General features: G+C 54.5%; 22 protein-coding genes and 1 other annotated feature. Of the genes, 20 read left to right on the plus strand and 2 right to left on the minus strand.

The window, feature by feature from the left end; all coding sequences use genetic code 11:
* The first annotated feature begins 132 nt into the window (after positions 1-132).
* The 10 genes from AC0LWM_RS15325 to leuS all read left to right on the plus strand — a co-directional run bounded on the left by AC0LWM_RS15325 (position 133) and on the right by leuS (position 10,529).
* A complete protein-coding gene (locus AC0LWM_RS15325) occupies positions 133-654 on the plus strand; it encodes a YqeG family HAD IIIA-type phosphatase (RefSeq protein WP_474675829.1) in 522 nt (173 codons plus the stop codon).
* On the plus strand, positions 651-1,784 hold the full coding sequence (gene yqeH / locus AC0LWM_RS15330) for a ribosome biogenesis GTPase YqeH (protein WP_474675830.1): 1,134 nt from the start codon (positions 651-653) through the stop codon (positions 1,782-1,784). Before AC0LWM_RS15325 ends, yqeH begins: the two co-directional genes overlap by 4 nt.
* Before the next feature lie 18 nt (positions 1,785-1,802).
* Positions 1,803-2,681, plus strand: a complete 879-nt coding sequence (gene aroE, locus AC0LWM_RS15335) for a shikimate dehydrogenase (RefSeq protein WP_474675831.1) — start codon at positions 1,803-1,805, stop codon at positions 2,679-2,681.
* A gap of 1,439 nt (positions 2,682-4,120) precedes the next feature.
* Positions 4,121-4,417, plus strand: a complete 297-nt coding sequence (gene yhbY, locus AC0LWM_RS15340) for a ribosome assembly RNA-binding protein YhbY (RefSeq protein WP_474675832.1) — start codon at positions 4,121-4,123, stop codon at positions 4,415-4,417.
* Positions 4,418-4,475: 58 nt separating this feature from the next.
* Entirely contained in the window at positions 4,476-5,063 is a 588-nt protein-coding gene (locus tag AC0LWM_RS15345; RefSeq protein ID WP_474675833.1) for a nicotinate-nucleotide adenylyltransferase, read from the plus strand.
* Positions 5,053-5,637 (plus strand): bis(5'-nucleosyl)-tetraphosphatase (symmetrical) YqeK, encoded by a 585-nt coding sequence (gene yqeK, locus AC0LWM_RS15350; protein ID WP_474675834.1) that lies wholly within the window; start codon positions 5,053-5,055, stop codon positions 5,635-5,637. The genes AC0LWM_RS15345 and yqeK overlap by 11 nt, the downstream gene beginning before the upstream one ends.
* A 20-nt stretch (positions 5,638-5,657) precedes the next feature.
* On the plus strand, positions 5,658-5,981 hold the full coding sequence (rsfS, locus tag AC0LWM_RS15355; protein WP_474675942.1) for a ribosome silencing factor: 324 nt from the start codon (positions 5,658-5,660) through the stop codon (positions 5,979-5,981).
* On the plus strand, positions 5,978-6,895 hold the full coding sequence (locus AC0LWM_RS15360) for a CvfB family protein (RefSeq protein WP_474675835.1): 918 nt from the start codon (positions 5,978-5,980) through the stop codon (positions 6,893-6,895). Before rsfS ends, AC0LWM_RS15360 begins: the two co-directional genes overlap by 4 nt.
* On the plus strand, positions 6,870-7,679 hold the full coding sequence (locus AC0LWM_RS15365) for a class I SAM-dependent DNA methyltransferase (protein ID WP_474675943.1): 810 nt from the start codon (positions 6,870-6,872) through the stop codon (positions 7,677-7,679). The genes AC0LWM_RS15360 and AC0LWM_RS15365 overlap by 26 nt, the downstream gene beginning before the upstream one ends.
* A 94-nt stretch (positions 7,680-7,773) precedes the next feature.
* Positions 7,774-8,002 (plus strand) — a binding site (T-box leader).
* A gap of 73 nt (positions 8,003-8,075) precedes the next feature.
* A complete protein-coding gene (leuS, locus tag AC0LWM_RS15370) occupies positions 8,076-10,529 on the plus strand; it encodes a leucine--tRNA ligase (RefSeq protein ID WP_474675836.1) in 2,454 nt (817 codons plus the stop codon).
* A gap of 81 nt (positions 10,530-10,610) precedes the next feature.
* Here the strand turns inward: leuS and comER are convergent, their stop codons facing one another.
* Positions 10,611-11,444 carry a late competence protein ComER gene (gene comER, locus AC0LWM_RS15375; protein ID WP_474675944.1) on the minus strand — a complete coding sequence of 278 codons (834 nt, stop codon included), beginning with the start codon at positions 11,442-11,444 and terminating at the stop codon, positions 10,611-10,613.
* 214 nt (positions 11,445-11,658) lie between these two features.
* On the opposite strand from comER, the gene AC0LWM_RS15380 reads away from it, so the two are divergent.
* The 7 genes from AC0LWM_RS15380 (at position 11,659) to holA (ending at position 19,692) form a co-directional block, all read left to right on the plus strand.
* Positions 11,659-12,237 carry a ComEA family DNA-binding protein gene (locus AC0LWM_RS15380; protein WP_474675837.1) on the plus strand — a complete coding sequence of 193 codons (579 nt, stop codon included), beginning with the start codon at positions 11,659-11,661 and terminating at the stop codon, positions 12,235-12,237.
* An 87-nt stretch (positions 12,238-12,324) separates the two neighbouring features.
* Entirely contained in the window at positions 12,325-13,617 is a 1,293-nt protein-coding gene (locus AC0LWM_RS15385) for a homocysteine synthase (RefSeq protein ID WP_474675838.1), read from the plus strand.
* Between the two features lie 24 nt (positions 13,618-13,641).
* The gene (locus AC0LWM_RS15390) at positions 13,642-14,160 is read left to right on the plus strand and encodes a deoxycytidylate deaminase (RefSeq protein ID WP_474675839.1); all 519 of its coding nucleotides are present in this window, start codon (positions 13,642-13,644) and stop codon (positions 14,158-14,160) included.
* A gap of 92 nt (positions 14,161-14,252) precedes the next feature.
* Positions 14,253-16,826 carry a ComEC/Rec2 family competence protein gene (locus tag AC0LWM_RS15395; protein WP_474675840.1) on the plus strand — a complete coding sequence of 858 codons (2,574 nt, stop codon included), beginning with the start codon at positions 14,253-14,255 and terminating at the stop codon, positions 16,824-16,826.
* Between the two features lie 101 nt (positions 16,827-16,927).
* Positions 16,928-17,476 carry an RNA polymerase sigma factor gene (locus tag AC0LWM_RS15400; protein ID WP_474675945.1) on the plus strand — a complete coding sequence of 183 codons (549 nt, stop codon included), beginning with the start codon at positions 16,928-16,930 and terminating at the stop codon, positions 17,474-17,476.
* On the plus strand, positions 17,473-18,411 hold the full coding sequence (locus AC0LWM_RS15405; RefSeq protein ID WP_474675841.1) for an anti-sigma factor family protein: 939 nt from the start codon (positions 17,473-17,475) through the stop codon (positions 18,409-18,411). The genes AC0LWM_RS15400 and AC0LWM_RS15405 overlap by 4 nt, the downstream gene beginning before the upstream one ends.
* Before the next feature lie 264 nt (positions 18,412-18,675).
* Positions 18,676-19,692, plus strand: a complete 1,017-nt coding sequence (holA, locus tag AC0LWM_RS15410) for a DNA polymerase III subunit delta (RefSeq protein ID WP_474675842.1) — start codon at positions 18,676-18,678, stop codon at positions 19,690-19,692.
* A 70-nt stretch (positions 19,693-19,762) separates the two neighbouring features.
* Here holA and rpsT read toward each other — a convergent pair whose 3' ends face one another.
* Positions 19,763-20,035 (minus strand): 30S ribosomal protein S20, encoded by a 273-nt coding sequence (gene rpsT / locus AC0LWM_RS15415; protein WP_474675843.1) that lies wholly within the window; start codon positions 20,033-20,035, stop codon positions 19,763-19,765.
* Positions 20,036-20,175: 140 nt separating this feature from the next.
* Between rpsT and gpr the strand changes: the two genes are divergently transcribed.
* The 3 genes from gpr (at position 20,176) to AC0LWM_RS15430 (ending at position 23,074) form a co-directional block, all read left to right on the plus strand.
* Positions 20,176-21,177, plus strand: a complete 1,002-nt coding sequence (gene gpr / locus AC0LWM_RS15420) for a GPR endopeptidase (protein ID WP_474675844.1) — start codon at positions 20,176-20,178, stop codon at positions 21,175-21,177.
* 166 nt (positions 21,178-21,343) lie between these two features.
* On the plus strand, positions 21,344-22,681 hold the full coding sequence (gene spoIIP / locus AC0LWM_RS15425; protein WP_474675845.1) for a stage II sporulation protein P: 1,338 nt from the start codon (positions 21,344-21,346) through the stop codon (positions 22,679-22,681).
* Positions 22,682-22,717: 36 nt separating this feature from the next.
* Positions 22,718-23,074 (plus strand): DUF3679 domain-containing protein, encoded by a 357-nt coding sequence (locus AC0LWM_RS15430; protein ID WP_474675846.1) that lies wholly within the window; start codon positions 22,718-22,720, stop codon positions 23,072-23,074.
* Positions 23,075-23,108 lie beyond the last annotated feature (34 nt).

The following is a 23,108-nucleotide window of genomic DNA, read 5'->3' on the forward strand; positions in this document are numbered from 1 at the left end:
GGGCGGCTTTCGCGTTATATCCACATAGCTATTGAAACAGCATGATTCCAAGCCCCACTTTGCGGCCGTGCTTTGCAACAAAAAGGACATATATGGTATAGTTTGCGTAGAAACTCAGTCGAGGTGACGGGATTGTTCGAAAAGCTTTTGCCACACATGCAAGTCAGCACGATATATGACATTGATTTGGATCTTTTGCAGAAACGCGGAATCCGGGGGATCATTACCGATTTGGACAATACGCTGGTCGGCGCCAAAGACCCCCATGCGACGCCGGAGCTGATCGAGTGGCTTGACGACGTTAGAGCGCGCGGTTTCCGCGTCGTGATCGTGTCGAACAATCAGCAGGTTCGTGTCTCGGCTTTCGCGGAGCCGGTTTCCTTGCCGTTCATCCATGCGGCGCGCAAGCCCGGAAACGCGGCATTCCGCAAAGCGCTGGACATGCTGGAGCTGAAAGCGGAGCAAGTCGTCGTCATCGGCGACCAAATGTTAACGGACGTATTGGGGGGCAAGCGGATGGGGCTGTACACGATATTGGTGACCCCGATTTCGCTTGCGGACGAAGGATTTTTTACAAGAATCAACCGTGTGATCGAAAAAATCGCGTTGTCCCGTTTACGTAAGAAAGGAATCATCAGGGAGGATCGGAAATGACGGAACAACGGAATCACCATACAGAGACGGCCGACGCATGCGCGGGCTGCGGCGTCAAGCTGCAAACGGACAAGCCGGAAAACCCGGGGTATTTGCCGGAGCAAGCACTCCAGCGTACGCCGGCGATATGCCAGCGCTGCTTCCGGATCAAGAACTACAATGAAGCTTCTTCGGTAGCTTTGGACGAAAGCGACTTTCTTAAAATATTGGGACAAATCGGAACGACGGACAGCCTCGTCGTCCATATTACCGATATGTTCGACTTCGAAGGCAGCTTGATTTCCAGCTTGCAGCGTTTTGTCGGCAATAACCCGGTATTGCTCGTCGTCAACAAAATCGACCTGCTGCCGAAGGTGACGAACTGGAACCGGATCAAAAACTGGGTGCAGCATCAAGCGAAGCTGGCGGGTATTCGAATCGTCGACGTTGCCCTGTGCAGCGCCAAGAAAAATACGGGCTTCGATCGCGTGCTCGAATCGCTGTCCAAACATCGCAAGGGCCGGGATGTCTACGTCGTCGGCGCGACCAATGTCGGCAAATCCACGTTGATCAACCGGCTCATTCGCGATTACAGCAGCTTGGACGCCGAGTTGACCGTGTCCCGCTACCCGGGGACAACGCTTGATTTGGTGCGGATCCCGCTTGATGACGGCAAGGCGATCGTCGATACGCCGGGCATCGTATACCCTTCCAGGCTGACCGAACTCGTCGCCAAGGCGGATTTGCAGACGATCATGCCGGACAAGCCGTTGAAGCCGATGGTTTATCAGCTGAACGAAGGACAGACGATTTTTATGGGCGCTTTGGCTCGGTTTGATTTCGTGCAAGGAGAACGCCAATCGTTTACGTTCTATTTGTCCAATTCGCTGTATTTGCACCGCACGAAGTTGGAGCGGGCGGACGAGTTGTACGAGGAGCACAAGGGGGAATTGCTGGTTCCGCCGACGAAGGAACGGCTTGCGGAGCTGCCGAAATGGACGAAACACCAACTTCGGATCCCGAGGGGAAGCAGCACCGACATTTTTATTTCCGGCCTAGGCTGGATTAAAGCCAATGGCGACTCCGGTGCGCTGATCGATATACATGCGCCGAAAGGCGTGAAAGTCGTCACGCGGGAATCGTTGATTTAATCGGGGGAGGAGAAACGAATGGAACGAGACGGGGAAAAGGGGCCGCTGGCAGGCATCGATAGCCACACGGTCCTGTATGGCGTTTTTGGCGATCCGGTTCGCCACTCCAAATCGCCGATTATGCTCAATCGTGCGTTTCGCGAAGCGGGCGTAAACGGCGTTTACGCCGCCTTTCACGTCAAGCCCGGGGAGCTTGACGATGCGGTGCGCGGCATCCGCGCCTTAGGGTACCGCGGGGTCAACGTGACGATTCCGCACAAAGTCGAAGTGATGAAATATATCGATGAAATCGACGAAGGCGCGCGTTTGATCGGCGCCGTGAATACAATCGTAAACGAGAACGGCGTCCTTAAGGGATACAATACGGATGGGATCGGATATGTCCGTTCGTTGATCGAGGAGACCGGCATTGAGCTTGCGGGTCGCAGTATTCTGGTCGTCGGCGCGGGTGGCGCGGCGAGAGGGATCGTATACGCGCTTGCCAAGCATAATCCCGGCCGCATCTGGATCGCGAACCGGACGAAGGAGCGGGCGATCGAGCTGGCCACCGATTTTAAAGCGTACGGCGATATCACCGGCATTGGCTTTGAAGACATCGCCTCCATCGGAGGAAGCATCGATCTTGTTATCAATACGACGCAAGTTGGCATGTCCCCGAATGTCGGGGAGTCGCCGATTGAAACAGATTGGCTGACGCCTGCGGTTACGGTGAGCGATATTGTTTACAATCCGCTCAAGACAGAGCTCCTGAAGCAGGCCGAAGCGATCGGCTGCCGCATTCACGGAGGGCTCGGCATGTTTATTTATCAAGGCGCATATGCATTCGAATATTGGACCGGTTTGCCCGCGCCCGTAGCGGCGATGCGCGAAACGGTGCTTCAGTCGATGCAGGCCTGAGCTGCGTACGCCGCGTCGGGGGTCGCACAGCCATGAGCCGTACTGCATGCGCCGCCTCGCGGTCGCGCAGCCATGAGCCGTACTGCGCGCACCCGCTCGCGGTCGCGCAGCCATGAGCCGTGCTGCGTGCGCCGCTTCGCAGTCGCGTTGCCATGAGCCGTACTGCATGCGCCACCTCGCGGTCGCGCAGCCATGAGCCGTGCTGCGTGCGCCGCCTCGCAGTCGCGTTGCCATGAGCCGTGCTGCGTGCGCCGCCTCGCAGTCGCGTTGCCATGAGCCGTGCTGCGTGCGCCGCCTCGCAGTCGCGTTGCCATGAGCCGTGCTGCGTGCGCCGCCTCGCAGTCGCGTTGCCATGAGCCGTGCTGCGTGCGCCGCCTCGCAGTCGCGTTGCCATGAGCCGTGCTGCGTGCGCCGCCTCGCAGTCGCGTTGCCATGAGCCGTGCTGCGTGCGCCGCCTCGCAGTCGCGTTGCCATGAGCCGTGCTGCGTGCGCCGCCTCGCAGTCGCGTTGCCATGAGCCGTGCTGCGTGCGCCGCCTCGCAGTCGCGTTGCCATGAGCCGTGCTGCGTGCGCCGCCTCGCAGTCGCGTTGCCATGAGCCGTGCTGCGTGCGCCGCCTCGCAGTCGCGTTGCCATGAGCCGTGCTGCGTGCGCCGCCTCGCAGTCGCGTTGCCATGAGCCGTGCTGCGTGCGCCGCCTCGCAGTCGCGTTGCCATGAGCCGTGCTGCGTGCGCCGCCTCGCAGTCGCGTTGCCATGAGCCGTGCTGCGTGCGCCGCCTCGCAGTCGCGTTGCCATGAGCCGTGCTGCGTGCGCCGCCTCGCAGTCGCGTTGCCATGAGCCGTGCTGCGTGCGCCGCCTCGCAGTCGCGTTGCCATGAGCCGTGCTGCGTGCGCCGCCTCGCAGTCGCGTTGCCATGAGCCGTGCTGCGTGCGCCGCCTCGCAGTCGCGTTGCCATGAGCCGTGCTGCGTGCGCCGCCTCGCAGTCGCGTTGCCATGAGCCGTGCTGCGTGCGCCGCCTCGCAGTCGCGTTGCCATGAGCCGTGCTGCGTGCGCCGCCTCGCAGTCGCGTTGCCATGAGCCGTGCTGCGTGCGCCGCCTCGCAGTCGCGTTGCCATGAGCCGTACTGCGTACGCCCGCCTCACAGTCGCGTTGCCATGACTGCACGTTCGAATCGGGAATAACTGCAAAACCTGCAGTTATTTTCGTCGTCCATCGCTGTTTCTGTGCAAATAGATGGAAAACATGCATTTAATTCAACTGAATTTTGGAATATCGAGAAAATCCGTAGTTTTTAAATGGAGGTTTTCCAGTTATTTTTCCCAGAGTACCTGGTTTTCTATAAATAACTGCACCTTTTCCAGTTGTTTAAGCTTCGGGCATCAAGCTGACGAAAAATTACGCAACCTCCAAATCATAAGATTAGAATAGAGGATGAATGAAATGTTAACAGGAAAGCAAAAAAGGTATTTACGTTCGCTCGCTCATCATTTGGACCCGATTTTTCAAGTGGGCAAAGGCGGCGTAAATGATCACCTGTATCGTCACATTGAAGAAGCGCTTGAGGTGCGCGAGCTCATCAAAGTTTCCGTCCTGAACAATTGCATGGACGATCGAGACGAAATTTCCCGCGATCTTGCCGATAACACCGGAGCCGAGCTGGTACAAGTGATCGGCAAAACGATCGTATTGTATAAGCCTTCGCGCGACAATAAAAAAATCGAATTGCCTCAAAGATAAACGGCTTGCGCCGTCTTTGTCGGCGCATTCGTTTACCGAGAACAGGAGGGGAAACGTCATGAAAATTGGCATTATGGGCGGTACGTTCGACCCGATCCATATCGGGCATCTGGTCGCGGCAGAAGCCGCACGCGAGGCGGCATCCCTGGATGAAGTTTGGTTTCTGCCGACGAACATTCCGCCGCATAAAGAGGATCAGCCGAAGGCAACGCCTGAAGAGCGGCTCGAGATGGTGTTCCGCGCCATCGATTTTCAGCCGTATTTCCGCGCCATCGATATCGAGCTTGCCCGCGGCGGCATATCGTATTCCGTCGACACCGTCGCCGAATTGCAGATGATGTACCCGGACCGCAGCTTTCATTACATCATCGGCGCGGATATGGTGCAATATTTGCCGAAGTGGCATCAGATCGAGAAGCTGGCGGACATGGTTTCCTTCATCGGCCTTGCCCGCCCCGGCACAACGCTTGCGCTGGAGGAATTGCCGGAATATATCCGCAATAAAGTAACGGTCGTGCCGATGCCGATGCTGGACATTTCCTCAACGGACATTCGCAACCGGAAAACCAAGGGTCTATCCATTCGATTCCTTGTACCGGAGAAAGTATTCCAATTCATTAAGAGGAACGATCTGTATGGAGCGTGAACGAATTTTCGCCGCGGTGCAGGAGCAAACGCCGCCGAAACGGTGGCAGCACACGCTTGGCGTCATGGAATCGGCGGTTCAATTGGCCGAGCGGTTCGGAGCCGACCCCGTCAAGGCGGATTTGGCTGCATTGCTGCATGATTACGCGAAATATTGGCCGACCGAACGGATGCGCGAGGTGATCGTGCAGCACGGGCTGCCGGCGATTTTGCTGGAATACGACAAAGAATTGTGGCATGCCCCGGTTGGCGCGGTTGCCGCCCAGCGGGACTTCGGGGTTAACGACGAAGAAATTCTCGACGCGATCAGGTACCATACGTCGGGACGGGAATCGATGTCGCTGCTGGACAAAATCGTTTGTTTGGCCGATTATATCGAACCGGGAAGAGATTTTCCGGGCGTGCATAATATACGGGAATTAGCCCAACATAGCCTTGAGAAGGCTTTGATTGCCGGATTTGACAGCACGATTCGATTTTTGCTCGACCAGGGAAAGCGGATTTATCCGCTGACGATGCTGGCGAGAAACGGACTTATCAAAGAACTTCAAAATAAGGGGAGGCTGAACGCTTGACGATCAATTCAGAACAATTAATGGAGCTTGCCGTAAAAGCAGCCGAAGATAAAAAAGGGATGGACGTTGTTGCGTTGAACTTAAAAGGCGTATCGCTGATCGCCGATTATTTTGTCATTTGCCACGGCAACTCGGACACTCAGGTGCAGGCGATCGCAACGGAAGTCCGCAAGCAAGCGGAGGAGCACGGAGCGCGGATCAAAGGCATCGAAGGGATGAACTCGGCCAGGTGGGTATTGCTGGATATCGGGGACGTCGTCGTCCATATTTTCCATCGCGACGAGCGGGAATATTACAACATCGAGCGCTTATGGTCGGACGCGAAAGTAGTTGAAACAAGATGAGCTTCCAAGCGGGAACGACGGCCACGCTGCAAATCGTCCGTGAGAAATCGCCTTACGGCTATTTCGTGAACGACGGCGAACGCGATGTGCTGCTTCATTATAGCGAGACGACCAAAACGGTAAAGCCCGGCGACATCGTGGAAGTTTTTTTCTATTACGATACGGAGGACCGGCCATCGGCGACGATGAAGAAGCCATTATTGAAGCTGGGCGAGCTTGCCCTGCTGGAGGTGGCGGACGTTCACCCGCGGCTCGGCTGCTTTCTGGAGATGGGGCTTGGCCGTCAGTTGCTGCTGCCGATCAAGGAGCTGCCGGAATTCGCAGAGCTGCGCCCGCAAGTCGGGGACAAAGTGTTCGTCACGATGGACCACGATAAGCAAGGCCGGTTGAAGGCGACGCTTGCCGGAGAACGGGAGCTGATGGAACGGGCGTTCCATGCGCCGACAGGCTGGAAGAACAAATGGGTCGAAGGCTGGGTCTACAAGCCGCTGCAAATGGGCACTTTCGTATTGTGCGACGGAGGCGTTCTCGGCTTCGGCGCGATCGGCATGATCCATTCTTCGGAGCGGACGCGCAAGCTCCGGCTCGGGGAGCGGGTCAAGGCACGCGTAATTTTCGTTCGCGAGGACGGCAGAGTCAATTTGTCGATGCAGGAAAGAAAAGAAGTCGGACGCGTCGAGGATTCGGACCGGATCTTGGCGTTTCTGCGCGAGCGTCCGAACGGAGCGATGCCTTATTCGGACGAGACGCCTGCCGACATCATCAAGCAAAAATTCAATATTAGCAAAAGCGCTTTTAAGCGAGCGATCGGCAAGCTGATGAAAGAAGGTTTCGTCACACAGCAAGGCAGCTGGACGCATTTGACGGAATCGGGCAAGGCGGCAGCGCCTGCGGTCCAAGCCGAAGAGGAATAGCGAGGAGGCGAAGCAGGTGCAATCGTATCAACAATTCGCGAACGTTTACGACCGGTTGATGGAGGAAATGCCTTACCCGGAATGGGTCCAATTTGCGGAGCACATCTGGGAGCGTTACGGCAAACCTCGTACAGTAGCCGATCTCGGCTGCGGCACCGGCAACATCGCCCTGCCGCTCGCCAGGTCGGGCCGACGTGTGTTCGGCATCGACCTTTCCGCGGACATGCTGGCTATCGCCCGGCAGAAGCAGGAGCTCCAGCCGCCGGGGCAAGGCTCGGTCGCATGGCTGCAGCAGGACATCCGGGCATGGGAGCTGGGCGAGCCGGTTGATGCGGTCATCTCCTTCTGCGACACGTTCAACTATTTAACGGAAGAGGACGATGTGCTGCTTACTTTCCGGCAAACCTATGACGGCTTGCGGGAAGGCGGCTCTTTCATCTTCGACATGCATCATCCGAACCAGCTGCGCATGTATGCGGCGGAGCAGCCTTTTGTTCTCAATGAGGACGATCTTGCTTACATCTGGGTCAGCGACCTGGACGAGGAGCGCTGCGAAATCGAGCATCAGCTGACGATTTTTGCCCGCGGCGATCAGGAAGATCAGGGCCGCGGTCTCTACGGCCGGATCGACGAAGTACATATACAGCGCGCTTACGAGCCGGAGTGGGTGCTGCGCGCATTGCAAGAAATCGGCTTCCGCGACGTTCAGGCTTATGCCGACTTTCGATTTGAGCCGGTTTCGCCGGATACGACGTCGCGCGTATTTTATACGGCGTTGAAATAATGTCCTTCTAGCGGAACTTGCTTGACATTTGACAAGCAAATTTCATATAATCATTATAAATTTGACCATCAAATTCGACAAAATTTGTGTATAACATCAGGCTGCGATAAGGAGCAGTAGTTGTACGGCGTATTGCAGAGAGTCGGCGGAAGGTGAAAGCCGATATACGGAGTATAATGAACTCGCCTTGGAGCTGTGCGGTCAACCGATACGATCGGCGAAACCGTACCGTACCCCGCGTTAAGGGTCAAAGTGAGCACGGACAAAGCATGTCTGCTGCTAACTAGGGTGGTACCACGGGAAATTAACCTCTCGTCCCTAGCGGATTCGCTACGGATGAGAGGTTTTTTAGCGAAATGAAACCAATATAGGGCAGAGTAAAGGGAGCCGATTCACATGACAGAAGAGACTAAAGGCCAAGGCCAATCGCAGGGCTATAACCCGCAAGCGATCGAGCCGAAATGGCAAGCGTACTGGGAACAGAACAAAACGTTTAAAGTGCTGGACGACGACAGCATGCCTAAATTTTACGCGCTCGACATGTTTCCTTATCCTTCGGGAGCAGGGCTGCATGTCGGCCATCCGGAAGGCTACACGGCAACGGATATCGTTTCGCGTTTCAAAAGAATGCGCGGCTACAACGTGCTTCATCCGATGGGGTGGGACGCGTTCGGCTTGCCGGCCGAGCAGCATGCGCTCGACACGGGCAAACACCCGCGCGACATTACGGTGACGAACGTCAACAACTTCCGCCGCCAAATCAAGTCGCTCGGTTTTTCGTACGACTGGGACCGCGAGCTGAGCACGACCGATCCGGATTATTACAAGTGGACGCAATGGATTTTTATCCAATTGTATAAGAAAGGTCTCGCGTACGTAGCGGAGGTGCCGGTGAACTGGTGTCCGGCGCTCGGAACGGTGCTCGCGAACGAGGAAGTCATCGACGGCTTGAGCGAACGCGGCGGCCATCCGGTCATCCGCAAGCCGATGCGCCAGTGGATTCTGAAAATTACCGAGTATGCGGAGCGTTTGCTGGAAGACCTCGAGGAGCTGGACTGGTCGGAAAGCATCAAAGACATGCAGCGCAACTGGATCGGCAAATCGAAGGGAGCGGAAGTGAACTTCGAGATCGAGGGCCATCCGGGCGAGAAGCTAACCGTTTTCACGACGCGTCCGGACACGTTGTTCGGCGCGACGTATTGCGTGCTTGCGCCGGAGCATGAGCTTGTCGCGCGGATCGCATCCGCGGAGCAGAAGGCCGCCGTCGAGGCATACCAAGAGCAAGCGGCGCGCAAGAGCGATCTGGAGCGGACCGACCTCGCCAAGGACAAATCCGGCGTATTCACGGGCGCTTATGCGATCAATCCGGTGAACGGCGCGAAGGTGCCGATTTGGATCGCCGATTATGTGCTTGCCGGCTACGGCACGGGCGCGATTATGGCGGTGCCGGGCCATGACCAGCGCGACTGGGAGTTCGCGAAGAAATTCGATCTGCCGATCATCGAAGTCGTTCAAGGCGGCGACGTGGCCAAAGAAGCTTATGCCGGCGACGGCGCGCATGTCAATTCGGACTTGCTGGACGGCTTAACGAACGAACCGGCGATTGCCGCCATGATTTCGTGGCTCGAAGCGAACGGCAAAGGCCAAGGCAAAGTAACGTACCGTCTGCGCGACTGGCTGTTCAGCCGCCAGCGTTATTGGGGCGAACCGATTCCGATTATTCACCTGGAGGACGGCACGATGAAGCCGGTACCGGAAGACCAGCTGCCGCTGCTGCTGCCGGACGTGGATCAGATTACGCCGTCGGGCACGGGAGAATCCCCGCTTGCGGTCGTAGAGGACTGGGTCAATACGGTCGACCCGGAAACGGGCTTGCCTGCGCGCCGCGAGACGAACACGATGCCGCAATGGGCGGGCAGCTGCTGGTATTACTTGCGCTTCATCGATCCGAAAAACGACAAGGAACTGTGCTCGAAGGAGCTGCAGAAGAAATGGCTGCCGGTCGACCTGTACATCGGCGGAGCGGAGCATGCGGTACTTCACTTGCTGTATGCGCGCTTCTGGCATAAAGTATTGTACGACCTCGGCGTCGTCGATACGAAGGAGCCGTTCTTTAAGCTGGTGAACCAAGGCATGATCCTTGGCGAAAATATGGAGAAAATGAGCAAATCGCGCGGCAACGTCATCAACCCGGACGAAATCGTGAACCAATTCGGTGCCGATACGCTCCGGATGTACGAAATGTTCATGGGGCCGCTCGAAGCGACGAAGCCATGGAACACGAACGGCGTCGAAGGCTCGTTCCGTTTCTTGGGCCGCATCTGGCGTTTGTTCGTCACCGACGACGGATCGCTGAATCCGAAAATCAAAGCGGAAGGCGGCAGCGACGCGCTGAAGCGGACATGGCACCGCACGATCAAGAAAGTAACCGACGACTTTGAAAACTTGCGCTTCAACACGGCGATCAGCCAGCTGATGATTTTCGTCAACGAAGCTTATAAGGCCGAGGAGCTGCCGCTTGAGGCAATGGAGCATTTCGTTCAAATGCTGTCCCCGCTTGCGCCGCATCTTGCTGAGGAGCTGTGGTCGAAGCTCGGACACAACGAATCGATTACTTATGCGGCATGGCCGGTATATGACGAAGCGCTGACAGTCGATAACGAAGTGGAAGTTGTCGTTCAAGTCAACGGCAAAATCGTGGAGCGCGCGATGGTTGCCAGTGACTTGGACGAAGCGGGTCTGCAGCAAACGGCGATGGAGCTGGAGAAGGTTCAAGAAGCTTTGGCGGGCAAAACGATTCGCAAAGTTATCGCCGTCAAGGGCAAATTGGTTAATATCGTAGTAGGCTAGAAAATACTTTAAAAATCGTAGCGGGTGCTCCCGCTTCGCCGACGTGCATGCAAGCAGCAGCCGTCGGTATGGGAGCACCCGCTATTCAACGCTTTGGCCGAAAAACGATTGTTCGACCTTCTCGCAATCTTCGTCGTATTTGGCATGGGTTTTGCGAATGAGCTGATCAAATACGCCGTTCATCTCGCTTTGCAGCAGCTGTAGCGCCTCGGCGGTAATTCCGCCGGGCACGGCTACGCGCTGCTGGAGCGCTTCAGGCGTTAATCCGCCGACGGTAAGCAGCTTGCCGGTACCGAGCACCATTTCGCTCGCGAGCCGAATCGCTTCATCCCGGGGGATTCCCGTTTGGAGTGCCGCAGCATCAACCAGCTTCTGAACGAAGAAGGCGATAAAAGCCGGGCCGCAGCTTGAAATATCGGAAGTTACGCGGGTATAACGTTCGTCTACGGCTATCGGCATGCTGATCGGCCTGAGCATGTTGTCCACCAAGGCGATATCTTCGTGCTGCATCCGTTCCCCGTATATGCAGAGCGATGCGCCGCTGCAAACATAGTTCGTGATGCTTGGAATCACTTTGGCGATTTTGCAAGGAAGCAAGCTTTCCAATTGACTGATCTGCACGGGACTCGTAATCGACACGACAATATGAGCAGACGTGACGACGTTCTGGAGTTCATCGATCACTTTTTTGAATTCCATCGGTTTGATGCATAAAAAGACGATATCGCTTGACGCCGCCGTTTCCGCGACCGTGTCCAGAGCTTTAAGGCCGGGATACCGGAGGGCGAGCCGTTCGACCTTGCTGTACGTGCGGTTCGTTGCCGCTATTTGTTCCGGCACGAGAGAACCGGATTGGATCATTGCCTCTATGAGAATACTCCCCATACTTCCTGTTCCAATAAATCCGACATTCATCATGAATTCCTCCAGACGGTTGCGATATGGCTGGCTGGTCAGCATAGTCTGAGCGATACCGGGATTAATCAAATATATGCCCGAACAAGCGCCGTCATTCGCCAATTGTAAAGTCAGTTCTATCATATTGAATTTAAGGAGGTGATCCTAGCGGCATTTCCATCATTTATGGCGGGACAATCGTTCAATTATACAGATTGAAAGGAGGGAATGGATGATTCCAGCACAACGCACCGCTTCGATGAAAGGATTCGTCGTTTGCGCTGTTCTGGCGGCGATCGGACTGCTGCTTATCGGCTTTGCGATGCTCTCGCCCTCCGGTTCGGAAGAGCCGGCAGGATGGGCCGCTCTGGATCAGGGAATGAAATCGGCGCTGGAAGCAACGGAGCCGGGCGCGATGGTTAATCCGCCGCAGAAGTCCGCTTCGGTAGAGTCGAAGTCGGACCAGGCCGATAAGATTAACGTACCGGCCGCAACGTCCGCCGAAGACAAGCCGATGCAAGCTGCGCCTACTGAACCGCCCGACAAGCCGGATCGGGTCGTCGCGCCGAACGCCGAGACGCCTAGCTCCGCGAACGATACGAGTCAAGATGACGGAAAAATAGACATTAACATCGCAACTGCCGAGCAGTTGGATACGCTACCCGGAATCGGCGCAAGCAAGGCGAAAGCGATCGTTGACTATCGCGAAGCGCACGGCAAATTCCAACGTGTCGAGGATTTGCTGAACGTTAAGGGCATTGGTTCGAAAATGTTCGAAAAAATCAGCAAAAAAATAAAAGCCGGCCCTTAAAACAAGTTTAAATTTTGTGGAAAATATGAGAAGATGGAGAAGTGTGTATCCGCTATAAAGATAACACTACCCATGGGAGGGAATACTATGTCAGACCAACGCAAGCTCTCGTTTGAAACACTGGCGGTTCACGCCGGCCAAGAAATCGATCCGACCACGATGTCCCGCGCCGTACCGATCTACCAAACGACATCCTACGGCTTCCGCGACACGGATCATGCCGCGAACTTGTTCGCGCTGAAAGAATTCGGCAACATCTACACTCGTCTAATGAACCCGACAACGGACGTTTTCGAGAAGCGCATCGCCGCCCTCGAAGGAGCGCCGGCGGCACTGGCCGTCGCATCCGGACAATCGGCTATTACATACGCATTGCTTAACATCGCCGGAGCCGGCGATGAAATCGTCTCGGCGACAAGCTTGTACGGAGGCACGTACAACCTGTTCTCTACAACGCTGCCGAAGCTCGGGTTAAATGTCAAATTCGTCGATCCAAGCAATCCGGAAAACTTCCGCGCCGCGATCACGGATAAGACAAAAGCGCTGTATGCCGAATCGATCGGCAATCCGAGAGGCGACGTATTCGACATCGAAGCCGTTGCCAAAATCGCGCACGAAAACGGCATCCCGCTCATTATCGACAATACGTTCCCAAGCCCTTACCTGTGCCGGCCGCTCGAGCATGGTGCGGATATCGTCGTTCATTCCGCGACGAAGTTTATCGGCGGGCACGGCACGTCGATCGGCGGCGTCATCGTGGACGGCGGCAAGTTCGACTGGAAAGCCAGCGGCAAATTCCCGGGCTTGACGACGCCGGATCCGAGCTACCACGGCGTTGTATACACCGATGCGGTAGGTCCGATCGCTTACATCATCAAGGCTCGCGTGCAACTGCTTCGCGACATGGGTGCGGCGCTGTCGCCGTTTAACTCGTTCTTGCTGCTGCAAGGGCTAGAAACGCTTCATCTGCGCATGGAACGCCACAGCTCGAACGCGCAGCGCGTCGCCGAGTTCCTGGAGTCTCACGATGCCGTCGAATGGGTCAATTACCCGGGACTAAAAAGCCACAGCTCGTATGAGCTGGGTCAGAAGTATATGCCGAAGGGCCAAGGCGCCATCATGACGTTCGGCATCAAAGGCGGCGTAGAAGCCGGCAAAAAAGTAATCAATGCCGTTCAACTGTTCTCGCATTTGGCCAATGTCGGCGATTCCAAGTCGCTGATCATCCATCCGGCGAGCACGACGCACCAGCAGCTGTCCGAGCAAGAGCAAATTTCCGCAGGTGTTGGGCCGGGCATGATTCGTTTGTCGATCGGCACGGAAAGCATCGACGATATCATTTATGATTTGAGCCAAGCGCTCCAAGCGAGCCAGAGCTAACAAGCAAGAGGAGTCTAGAGCAACATGAGCGCATCGCTAAGGAAAGATTGGGACACGTATTTTCTCGACATTGCTTACATGGCCTCCACGCGGTCGCAATGTCCGCGACGGCACGTCGGAGCTGTCCTCGTTCAGGGCAAAAAGCTGCTCGGCACCGCCTACAACGGCGCGCCGATGGGGGTAGCGGATTGTTCCGAGGCAGGCTGTATGCTGGTCGAGGAATATGAAATCGTCCAGGATAACGGTCAGGAGAAGGTCGTAAAGAAGCAGCGCTGCATCCGCACCATTCATGCGGAGCAAAATCTGCTCCTGTTCACGGACTGGATCGACCGCGAAGGCGCCACCGTTTACGTTACCGACCAGCCCTGTTGGACTTGTGCCAATATGCTGGCCAACAGCGGCATAGCCGAAATCGTCTACCATCGGTCTTACCCGAAGGATAGCGACAAAGTGAAAGCTTTAATGGAGCAAAAGGGGATCGTGTTCCGCAGGCTCGAGCAGTACGAGCCGCCGGCGAGCACGGTCGCCGAAGTCCAGAATTAATTCAATCGGGCAAGTTGATGAGGAAGAGCCTCTCATTCGTTTCGGCGAACGAGAGCTCTTTTTTTTGTTCAAATAAGGAGTGAGACATCGAAATGAAGCGACCGATCGTTTGGTTTGCCGCTAGCTGGATTGCAGGCTGCGGAGCCGGGTTTATGCTGGGATGGGACGATTTGCTTTTCATGGTTATGGGCCTGCTCTTGTTGATACCGCTCGCCGCCCGCACGAAGCTGCTCGGTGTCAGGCTTGGGCTCGTCTGCTGCGCAGGTTTTGCGATCGCAGCTATCTATTCAGGCTGGGCGGAAGCAAGGAACATGACGGAACTGACGGCAACACCAGAGGAGATGGAAGCCATATCGGAAAGTCCGGTCAGCCTACAGGGTACGATCGTAACGACCGTATCCGTCGACGGGGACCGTGCCGATTTTACATTGGATGCGCACATGATCCGGCTTGCCGACCGCGAGCCGGCTAACATATCGGAGCCATTTATCGTTTACGTTAAACTGACGCAGCAGTCTCAAGTGCAAGAGGTTGAACAATGGCGCAGGGGAGACGAAGTCATGCTGCAAGGTACCCTGAAACTGCCGAACGAAGCGGGGAATTTCGACGGATTCGATTACCGGAAGTTTTTGCACACGCGCCAAACCCACTGGCTAATCGATGTGAAAGGTACCGGTTCGGTGGAGCGAAGTCCAACATTTCATTGGAGCGCGATCCAATTGCTTCGTTGGACCGATGAGCTGCGTGCAGGTCTGGAGTTCACGCTCGAGCAGCTTTTTCCTCAAGGTCAATCCGGTTATATGAAGGGATTGATTCTCGGACAGCAGGATGACTTGGACCCGGAGCAGTTTCAGCAATTTTCGAAGCTGGGACTTACGCATATATTGGCGGTTTCGGGGCTGCATGTCGCCGTTTTTGTCGCGTGCGTCACGTGGCTCCTGCGTCTTGTCGGTCTTACGAAGGAGACGAGCCTGCTTGTCGTCATGCTGCTTATTCCGCTTTATGTACTGCTGACAGGAGCTTCGCCTTCCGTCATTCGAGCAGGCATCATGGCCATGATCGCGTTGTATGCGGTGCGCAGAAATTTGTTGAAGGACGCGCTCCATTTGCTTGCGATCACCGCATTCGTTATGCTGGTATGGAATCCTTATTATGTATTCGACGTAAGCTTTCAGCTTTCTTTTGCCGTGACGGCCGGATTAATATGGGGCGTGCCGCTGATGGGCAAGCTGCTGCCCGCCCGTCCCAAAGCGTTGTCCGGCGCAATATCCGTTACGCTCGTTGCGCAAGCCGTTTCGTTCCCGTTATCGATCTATTATTTTAATCAATTTTCTCTATTATCGTTTGTCGCCAATTTTGTGTTCGTCCCGTTTATCAGCTTCATCGTTCTTCCCGCAGGGACAATCGCGATGCTGCTGGCGCTGATTCATCCTTCCGTTGCGATATGGCTCGCATGGATCACGGGCAAAATGAACGATGTGACGTTCCGGATCGTCGAATCGTTTAACGATGCCGATGGGTTCGTCAGCATTTGGGCTACGCCCGCACCGATATGGATCGCGGCCTATTATGCCGCATTCGCGGCGCTGCTGTCCGGTTGGGCGAAGCGTCGCGAAGGAGCCGCAGGCTCGAGCAACTGGATCGGGGTGGAGACATACATACGCCCGAAGCGGATCGGTTTTTCTGCATTGAAGCTGCCACTAACCGGCGTTTTTATGGTATTCTTGCTATGGTACGGCTACCGTGTCCCTTCCTTCGGCGACGATGGACTCGTGCAGTTTATCGATGTCGGACAAGGCGACTGCACGTTGATTGTTACGCCGGGCAAGCGCACGATTCTCGTTGACGGCGGAGGCACCGTTAGTTTCCGCAAAGCGGACGAGCAATGGAGAAACCGCCTGGACCCGTTCGAGGTTGGCAAAAAAGTACTCGTACCCTTGCTCAAGAAGCGCGGCGTACAGCAAATCGACGAATTGATCATCTCTCACGAGGATGAAGATCATATCGGCGGCCTGCAAGCCGTACTGGAACAAATTCCGGTGAATCGCATCTTGTTCAACGGAACGCTAAAGGAAAGCCCGAACGTGAAGAAGCTGTTTGCAACGGCGCTTCGCAAACATATTCCGTTGTACTATGCCCACGAAGGCCTGACGCTTAAGCCCGACCGACACACGACGTTAACGTTTCTATACCCGAAGGCGCCTTCGAACCCGGGAGACTCCGTTGCGGAGGTGCGGCTCGAAAGCGATCAAAATGAAAGCTCGATCGTGTTCCTGCTGGACATGTACGGGCGTACCTTTTTATTTACCGGCGATATCGGCAAGGTGTCCGAAAGCGACATGCTGCGCAATTGGCAAACGACTGCCGGAATCTTCGAATCTAGCTCGGCAAGCATTGATTCTATCGATATACTAAAAGTCGCGCATCATGGCAGCAAGCATTCCAGTTCCGCGGATTGGCTGGCTTATTGGAAGCCTAAAGTTTCCGTCATTTCGGTTGGCAAATCGAACGTATACGGGCATCCGAGTCCGGATGCGCTCGAAAGACTAAAATCGGCGCATTCGGAAGTGTACCGGACCGACCGCCAAGGCGAAGTACAGGTCAAGGTCAATGACCGGGGCATTGAAATCCGTGCGAAACGAGCGCAAAACGGGCGTCATCGATAGCGCAACTTCCATATGCGATTATGCGTAATAACTCATTATTGTGAAGTGCAACATTTTTTTGACGAAGTACGTCTTAAATGTTGCAAGAGAGGGGGATCATAGTGGTAGAGCCAGGACTCATCAGAGCCGCTCAATCGGGCGATCGCGACGCTCTAATAACCCTATTGCGTGAAATTGAAACACATGTGTACCGAACAGCCTATTATATTCTGAACAATGAGCAGGATGCGATGGACGCCGCTCAGGAGGCGCTGATCCGAATTTATACAAAAATCAATTCCTATGAAGAAAAAGCTCAATTCAAAACATGGGTGCAGCGCATTGTGACGAATATTTGTATCGATAAATTCAGACGCAGCAAGCCGTCCGTTTCAATCGAGGAGCATGAGCTCGTATTTTCCGACACCCAAAATGTCGAGGACGAGGTTATGTCCACATACGTTGCGAAAGATATTCAAGATGCAATTGAAAAGCTACCCGAACATCACCGAGCGGTCGTTGTGCTGCGTTATTTGCAGGACTTTTCATACAACGAGATAGCGGATTCGTTAGGTTTGCCGTTAAACACGGTCAAATCATACTTATTCCGGGCGAGGCACCAATTGCAAGCTTTACTCCATGATTATCAGAAAGGTGGTGTTCGAGGATGAAATGTCAAGAGGTGATAGAACTGATGCATAGATACTTGGATCACGATCTCGACGAGTCGGAAGCCGAGGGTTTGACCCGTCATGTCCAGAAATGCAGTTCGTGTGCCGAGATGTTCGAACGTTTAAAACACCTTTCTGGCGAATTGGAATCGTTGCCGAAAGTGATGCCGGCTTTCAGCCTCGTCGACGCGATATTGCCGCGGCTTGAACTGATCGACCGCGCGGCTGCGGATGCAGCGATCGCAGAGCCGCCGGTTGTCGCCGCGCCGTCTGCCAAAGCCCATGCCGTACCGTCGAAACGTCGCTGGTCGGACCGGATTTCGTGGCGAATCGCGAGCGGAGTCGTTGCAGCCGGGTTTATTTTCGGCTTGTTCATCGTCATGAATCAGCCGAAAGCCGTCGATGACGCAAGCGAAGCCAAATTCGATACGGCGTCCGCTTCGCAGCAATCGTCTGCGGAAAAGCCGTCTGCCGCGCCATTTATGGCGGATGCGACTAGCAACGATGCCGCTCCTAAGGAGGAGAAAAGCATAGCGCCGGATGCCGTCACCCGGAAAACGACGATTGCCGGCGAAAGCGACGGCGGCGCGCAATCGAAGCAAGGAATCGCGCCCCAAGACCAGAACGGAGATATGTCGGCGATGGACGTTCAACCGGAACCGCCGAAGATGGGAATTGCGGCTACGCCGCTCATCGAATCGCCGTCGCATGACGGGCAATGGACGGCAAAGGCGGAGAATGGTCAACTATTGATTATGAGTACCGCTAAGCAAGGAGACCCGCTGTTCAAGAGCGAAGCGAAAACGGGAGAAATCGGCAATATCGTATGGTCAGCCGACGACAAGCTTGTCGATTACGACGTAACGGATAAAGGCGTCGTGACGCATTATCAAGTCGATGTAGCGGCGAAGGCGGAAAAAATCGTGAAAAAATAAACGAATGCCGTCACACCTTTCGCAGAGTTTGCGTATAGTATAACAAATAGAAAGTCATCGACCAGGACGTCGTATGACCATTTGCGGGAAGCGCCTAGGGCTTCGCCACGGATGTTTATATAGATGTTCAGAGACAGAGGGGTTGCGCTAAATGTCCGCATTTGGCGCGATCCTTTTGTTTTGCCCACAATTGCGCGCAATTGCGGGCAGTGGCGGCAGCACGCGCTTTTTGGTATAGTAGGGAACGAGAGGCAGGTGGGCGCGATGGATTATAAAGCGGCAGCGAGAGACATTCATAAAGGTACGATCTTGCCGGTATACGTCTGTTACGGAACGGAAAAATATTTGATGAACGAATTTATCGTTTATTTGACGAATAAGCTTATTGAACCGGATCAGAGGGAGTTTGCGCTGAGCAAATTCGACTTGGCCGAATCATCGCTGCAAACGGTCATCGAAGACGCGGAGACGCCGCCGTTTCTTGTGCCGCACAAGCTCATCGTGGCGAAGGACGCGTTATTCCTGACGGGTGCGAAGGATACTTCGAAGGTGGAGCATAAGCTGGAGCGGCTCATAGAATATGCGGACAAGCCGGTTGATTATAGCGTCATCGTGCTGACCGTCCATGCGGAAAAGCTGGATGAGCGGAAAAAAGTCGTGAAGCTGCTCAAGGATCGAGGATATCTAGTTCCCTTTATGCCGCTTGGCTCCGAGGAGCTGCTGAATTGGGTCAAGAAGCAAGCGGAGAAGCAAAATTGCTCGTTCGGCGGCGGGGCGGCGGAGAAACTGGTCGTGAATGCGGGAACCAATTTGCAATCGCTCGCCGCGGAGGTCGACAAACTTTGTTTGTTCGTCGGAAGCGGGGAAACCATTGCACAGGATATGGTGGACAGCCTTGTCATGCGCAACACGGAGCAGAACATATTCGTTCTGATTGAACATATTGCGAACTTGCGTCTCGACCAAGCCTTCGCCATATTTTATGATCTGCTGAAGCAGCGCGAAGAGCCGATCAAGATCATGTCGCTGATCGCCAGGCAATTCCGCATCATGCTGCAGGTCAAGGAGCTCGTACAGCAAAGCTACTCCCAGCAGCAAATCGCATCCCAGATCGGCGTGCATCCTTATGCGGTGAAGCTCGCAGCCGAGCAGGCGCGCAAATTCGATATCGGCAAGCTTGGCCGGGTGCTCGCGGATTTGGCACAGCTCGATTACGAGATGAAATCCGGCCGCGTCGACAAGGTGCTCGGTCTTGAGCTGCTGCTGCTCAAGCTTGCATGATGATGAATGTTAAAAAAGTCCCAGGAAGCCGAAGCTTCTGGGACTTTCTTTGTATCCTTGGTTTATCGAATTAGGCTTGCGCAGACAGCGCGTTTAACTTTTTCGCCAAACGGGACTTTTTGCGGGCAGCCGCGTTTTTATGGATTAAACCTTTCGTTACCGCTTTGTCCAATTTTTTGGAAGCAACGATCAGAGCTGCTTTAGCGCTTTCTACGTCATTGCCGGCGATCGCCGTGTCTGCAGTTTTCACAGCCGTGCGAAGCGCGGATTTTTGAGAAGCATTCAGTTGACGGCGCTTTTCGCTAGTTTTCACGCGTTTAATCGCCGATTTAATGTTAGGCATTACATTCACCTCCCGACAAGATTCCAACACAACTTCAAACATTCTATCATGTGCCTATTCAAAATGCAATAGTGAATAAGGTAGCGCAGGGAGTTGCACAATAAGTTGGAACGTTCAATAGTGGAAGGAGTTGCCTACGTATGGAGCTCGATTTAAGCCGTTATTCGGTCAACACAGATCTTGCGCTCGAAGCCAAGGAGCAAGCCAGCATCACCTATGGCGATCATATTCCGGGCGTCGAGTCGGAAACGGAAGAAGAGGACGGAATTATCGTTACGCGAATCGATGTGCAAACCGAACAAGGATCGCGATCGCTCGGCAAGCTCATCGGACATTATATCACGATCGAAGTGCCCGCCTTGCGGAACAAGGATACGGATCTGCAGGACAGGGTGGCGACCAAGCTGGCGCAGCAGTTCGAGAAATTTTTGCGCAAGCTGAATATCGGCCCGAAGGATCGCGTGCTTATTATCGGGCTCGGCAACTGGAATGTGACGCCCGATGCGCTAGGTCCTATCGTCGTCGAGAACGTCATGGTGACGCGGCAGTTTTTTCAATTAATGCCGGACCAAGTCAGCCCGGGCTACCGCGAGGTGAGTGCGGTAGCACCCGGCGTGCTTGGCATTACGGGCATCGAATCCAGCGAGATCGTGCAAGGCATCGTGGAAAAAACGAAGCCGAACCTTGTGATCGCGATCGATGCGTTAGCGTCCAAAGCGCTGCAAAGGGTAAATACGACGATTCAAATCGCGGATATCGGCATTCATCCGGGCTCGGGCATCGGCAATAAGCGTAAAGGGCTGACCAAAGAAATTTTGGGCGTGCCCGTTATCGCGATCGGCGTTCCGACGGTCGTATACGCATCCACGATCGTCAGCAGCTGCATTGAGCTGATGGTTTCTCATTTCAAACGGGAAACGAGCAACTCCCAACAAATATTAGGGTTGCTGGACGGGATTCAAGAGCAAGAGCGACTTGAGCTGATCCGCGAGGTGCTGAATCCGGTCGGACATGATTTGCTCGTAACGCCCAAAGAAATCGACACGTTTATCGAGGACATCGCCAATATTATTGCAAGCGGTCTGAACGCCGCCCTGCACGAGGCGGTCGATGTGGATAACGTAGCGGCATATACCCACTGACAATCGAAGGATTCGACTCCACTAGGCGCCTTAACCATGGGGAACATGGCAAGGCGCTTTTTGCATTTTTCCATTCTGCGCAACTCTTTCTATGTTTTTGGTTCTATCATCGCTAGCAAAATCATAGATTGCTATTAGATAGAATCGCCGAGGAGGATGACCGCCCATGAAATGGACAACCGTTACGATCAATTTAGCCAAATGGAGAAAAGCGTTCCGCGGTGTTTTCGTCATGAGCCGGATGTTCGTTATATTGACGTTATGTTCCATGCTCCTGTTTATTTTGCTAGGTTTTGGGACGATGCTGCACAAAAAAATTGCGGCGTCGCCCGTTTCATCGATGCAAGGTTTTGCCGCCGCCGTTTCAAGCCAAGTATTTAAGGATATGCTAGGAATGGAAATGCCGCAAATGGCGAAGGAAGGCGATCCTTCCATCCTGACGCAAAGCCATGTCGCAAGCTTCCTGTTTCAAATGCTGACGAACATTAACCCGAACGATCCGAAAAGCCTGATCGCAAGAGAAATTCCGGGATTGGGCGATAGCGATGCCGTGTTGATCCGCAAAGGGACGGTGACGGATTTGGCCGCTCCGGAAGACTATCACCCGGAAGCCGGTTTGCCGAAAGGCGAAGGCGAAACAGGAGGCGGAGCAACACAGGAACCGGAACCGCATACGACACCGGAAACCGGAACATCCGGTGAGAAACCGGACGGAGACAAGACGGACAAGCCGCCTTCGAACAACGGCCAGAGCAAGAATCCGACGCCGGACAACGCCGGCACCGGTTCAGGGAAAGGGACAAGCAGTTCCACGAGTGGCTCGAAAGCGAACCCGACACCTTTGTCGACAAAAGGAAAAAAAGTCGTGTTCGTCTATCATTCGCACAATCGGGAATCGTTCCTCCCGGAGCTACCGCCGGGACGTAAATATACGGAGGATTCGAAGAAGAACATTACACTCGTAGGCGCCAGACTGACGAAGAAGCTCGAGGAGCTTGGCGTCGGCGCCGTCCACTCGGACAAGGATTACGCTTCGACGATGAAAAATTACAACTGGTACTTTTCCTACAAATATTCATTGAATACGGTGAAGGAAGCATTCGCGTCAAACCCGGAAATTCAGTTTTTGTTCGATATCCACAGGGATTCCCAGCGCCGTAAAATAACGACCGCAACGATTAAAGGCAAGACGTATGCGCAAGTTTATTTTATCATCGGACACCGCAATCCGAATTGGAAGAAAAACGAGCAGTTCGCAACAAAAATTCACGATGCGCTGGAGAGCAAATATCCCGGCATTTCGAGAGGGATTTGGGGCAAAGCGGCGTCGAGCGGCACGAACGGCGAATACAATCAGTCGGTGTCGCCGGACAGCGTATTGATCGAAATCGGAGGCATCGAGAACACGTTGGAGGAATGCTATCGGACGGCGGATGTATTGGCCAAGGAAATCGCCGAAATTTATTGGGAAGCTGAGCGCGTGAACACAACCGCGAAAAAATAAACGAACAATCAATGCGGACGAAAGGGGACAAAGGCGATGGGAAGATTTACGATACGGTTTGCGTTATTCGGTTTGTTGGTTGCGTTATGCATATTGTACGGGATCGAAATGGCAACCTCGGGCATCGAGCGGATTCAAGGACCGTTATCCGGCCAGCAGCAAACGGAGCAGGTGGAACAAACCCAGGATGACATCAAGAAGCCTGTGAAAGAGACGCCTGAAAGAGAGGATCGGCAGGAAGAGCCTGCCGCAACGCAGCCGCAGCCGCTGAAACGCAGCGGGAAAGAGCCTTCCGTCGACGTCCTGGCCGACCATACGGCCGGCGTTTTGCAAGCCGTATCGAGCGGAGGCATCCGGTTCATCGTTTCGATTTTTGACGCGATCACTCAATAATTTGCCTTGATCGTAGGCGAACGACAGCAGTCGT

This window comes from Paenibacillus sp. sgz302148, from assembly GCF_056120465.1.

Coding starts and splice junctions, on each gene's coding strand:
- yqeH (WP_474675830.1), top strand. CDS start 651: ATGACGGAACAACGGAATCACCATACAGAGACGGCCGACGCATGCGCG.
- aroE (WP_474675831.1), top strand. CDS start 1,803: ATGGAACGAGACGGGGAAAAGGGGCCGCTGGCAGGCATCGATAGCCAC.
- yhbY (WP_474675832.1), top strand. CDS start 4,121: ATGTTAACAGGAAAGCAAAAAAGGTATTTACGTTCGCTCGCTCATCAT.
- AC0LWM_RS15345 (WP_474675833.1), top strand. CDS start 4,476: ATGAAAATTGGCATTATGGGCGGTACGTTCGACCCGATCCATATCGGG.
- yqeK (WP_474675834.1), top strand. CDS start 5,053: ATGGAGCGTGAACGAATTTTCGCCGCGGTGCAGGAGCAAACGCCGCCG.
- rsfS (WP_474675942.1), top strand. CDS start 5,658: ATGGAGCTTGCCGTAAAAGCAGCCGAAGATAAAAAAGGGATGGACGTT.
- AC0LWM_RS15360 (WP_474675835.1), top strand. CDS start 5,978: ATGAGCTTCCAAGCGGGAACGACGGCCACGCTGCAAATCGTCCGTGAG.
- leuS (WP_474675836.1), top strand. CDS start 8,076: ATGACAGAAGAGACTAAAGGCCAAGGCCAATCGCAGGGCTATAACCCG.
- comER (WP_474675944.1), bottom strand. CDS start 11,444: ATGAATGTCGGATTTATTGGAACAGGAAGTATGGGGAGTATTCTCATA.
- AC0LWM_RS15380 (WP_474675837.1), top strand. CDS start 11,659: ATGATTCCAGCACAACGCACCGCTTCGATGAAAGGATTCGTCGTTTGC.
- AC0LWM_RS15385 (WP_474675838.1), top strand. CDS start 12,325: ATGTCAGACCAACGCAAGCTCTCGTTTGAAACACTGGCGGTTCACGCC.
- AC0LWM_RS15390 (WP_474675839.1), top strand. CDS start 13,642: ATGAGCGCATCGCTAAGGAAAGATTGGGACACGTATTTTCTCGACATT.
- AC0LWM_RS15395 (WP_474675840.1), top strand. CDS start 14,253: ATGAAGCGACCGATCGTTTGGTTTGCCGCTAGCTGGATTGCAGGCTGC.
- AC0LWM_RS15405 (WP_474675841.1), top strand. CDS start 17,473: ATGAAATGTCAAGAGGTGATAGAACTGATGCATAGATACTTGGATCAC.
- holA (WP_474675842.1), top strand. CDS start 18,676: ATGGATTATAAAGCGGCAGCGAGAGACATTCATAAAGGTACGATCTTG.
- rpsT (WP_474675843.1), bottom strand. CDS start 20,035: ATGCCTAACATTAAATCGGCGATTAAACGCGTGAAAACTAGCGAAAAG.
- gpr (WP_474675844.1), top strand. CDS start 20,176: ATGGAGCTCGATTTAAGCCGTTATTCGGTCAACACAGATCTTGCGCTC.
- spoIIP (WP_474675845.1), top strand. CDS start 21,344: ATGAAATGGACAACCGTTACGATCAATTTAGCCAAATGGAGAAAAGCG.
- AC0LWM_RS15430 (WP_474675846.1), top strand. CDS start 22,718: ATGGGAAGATTTACGATACGGTTTGCGTTATTCGGTTTGTTGGTTGCG.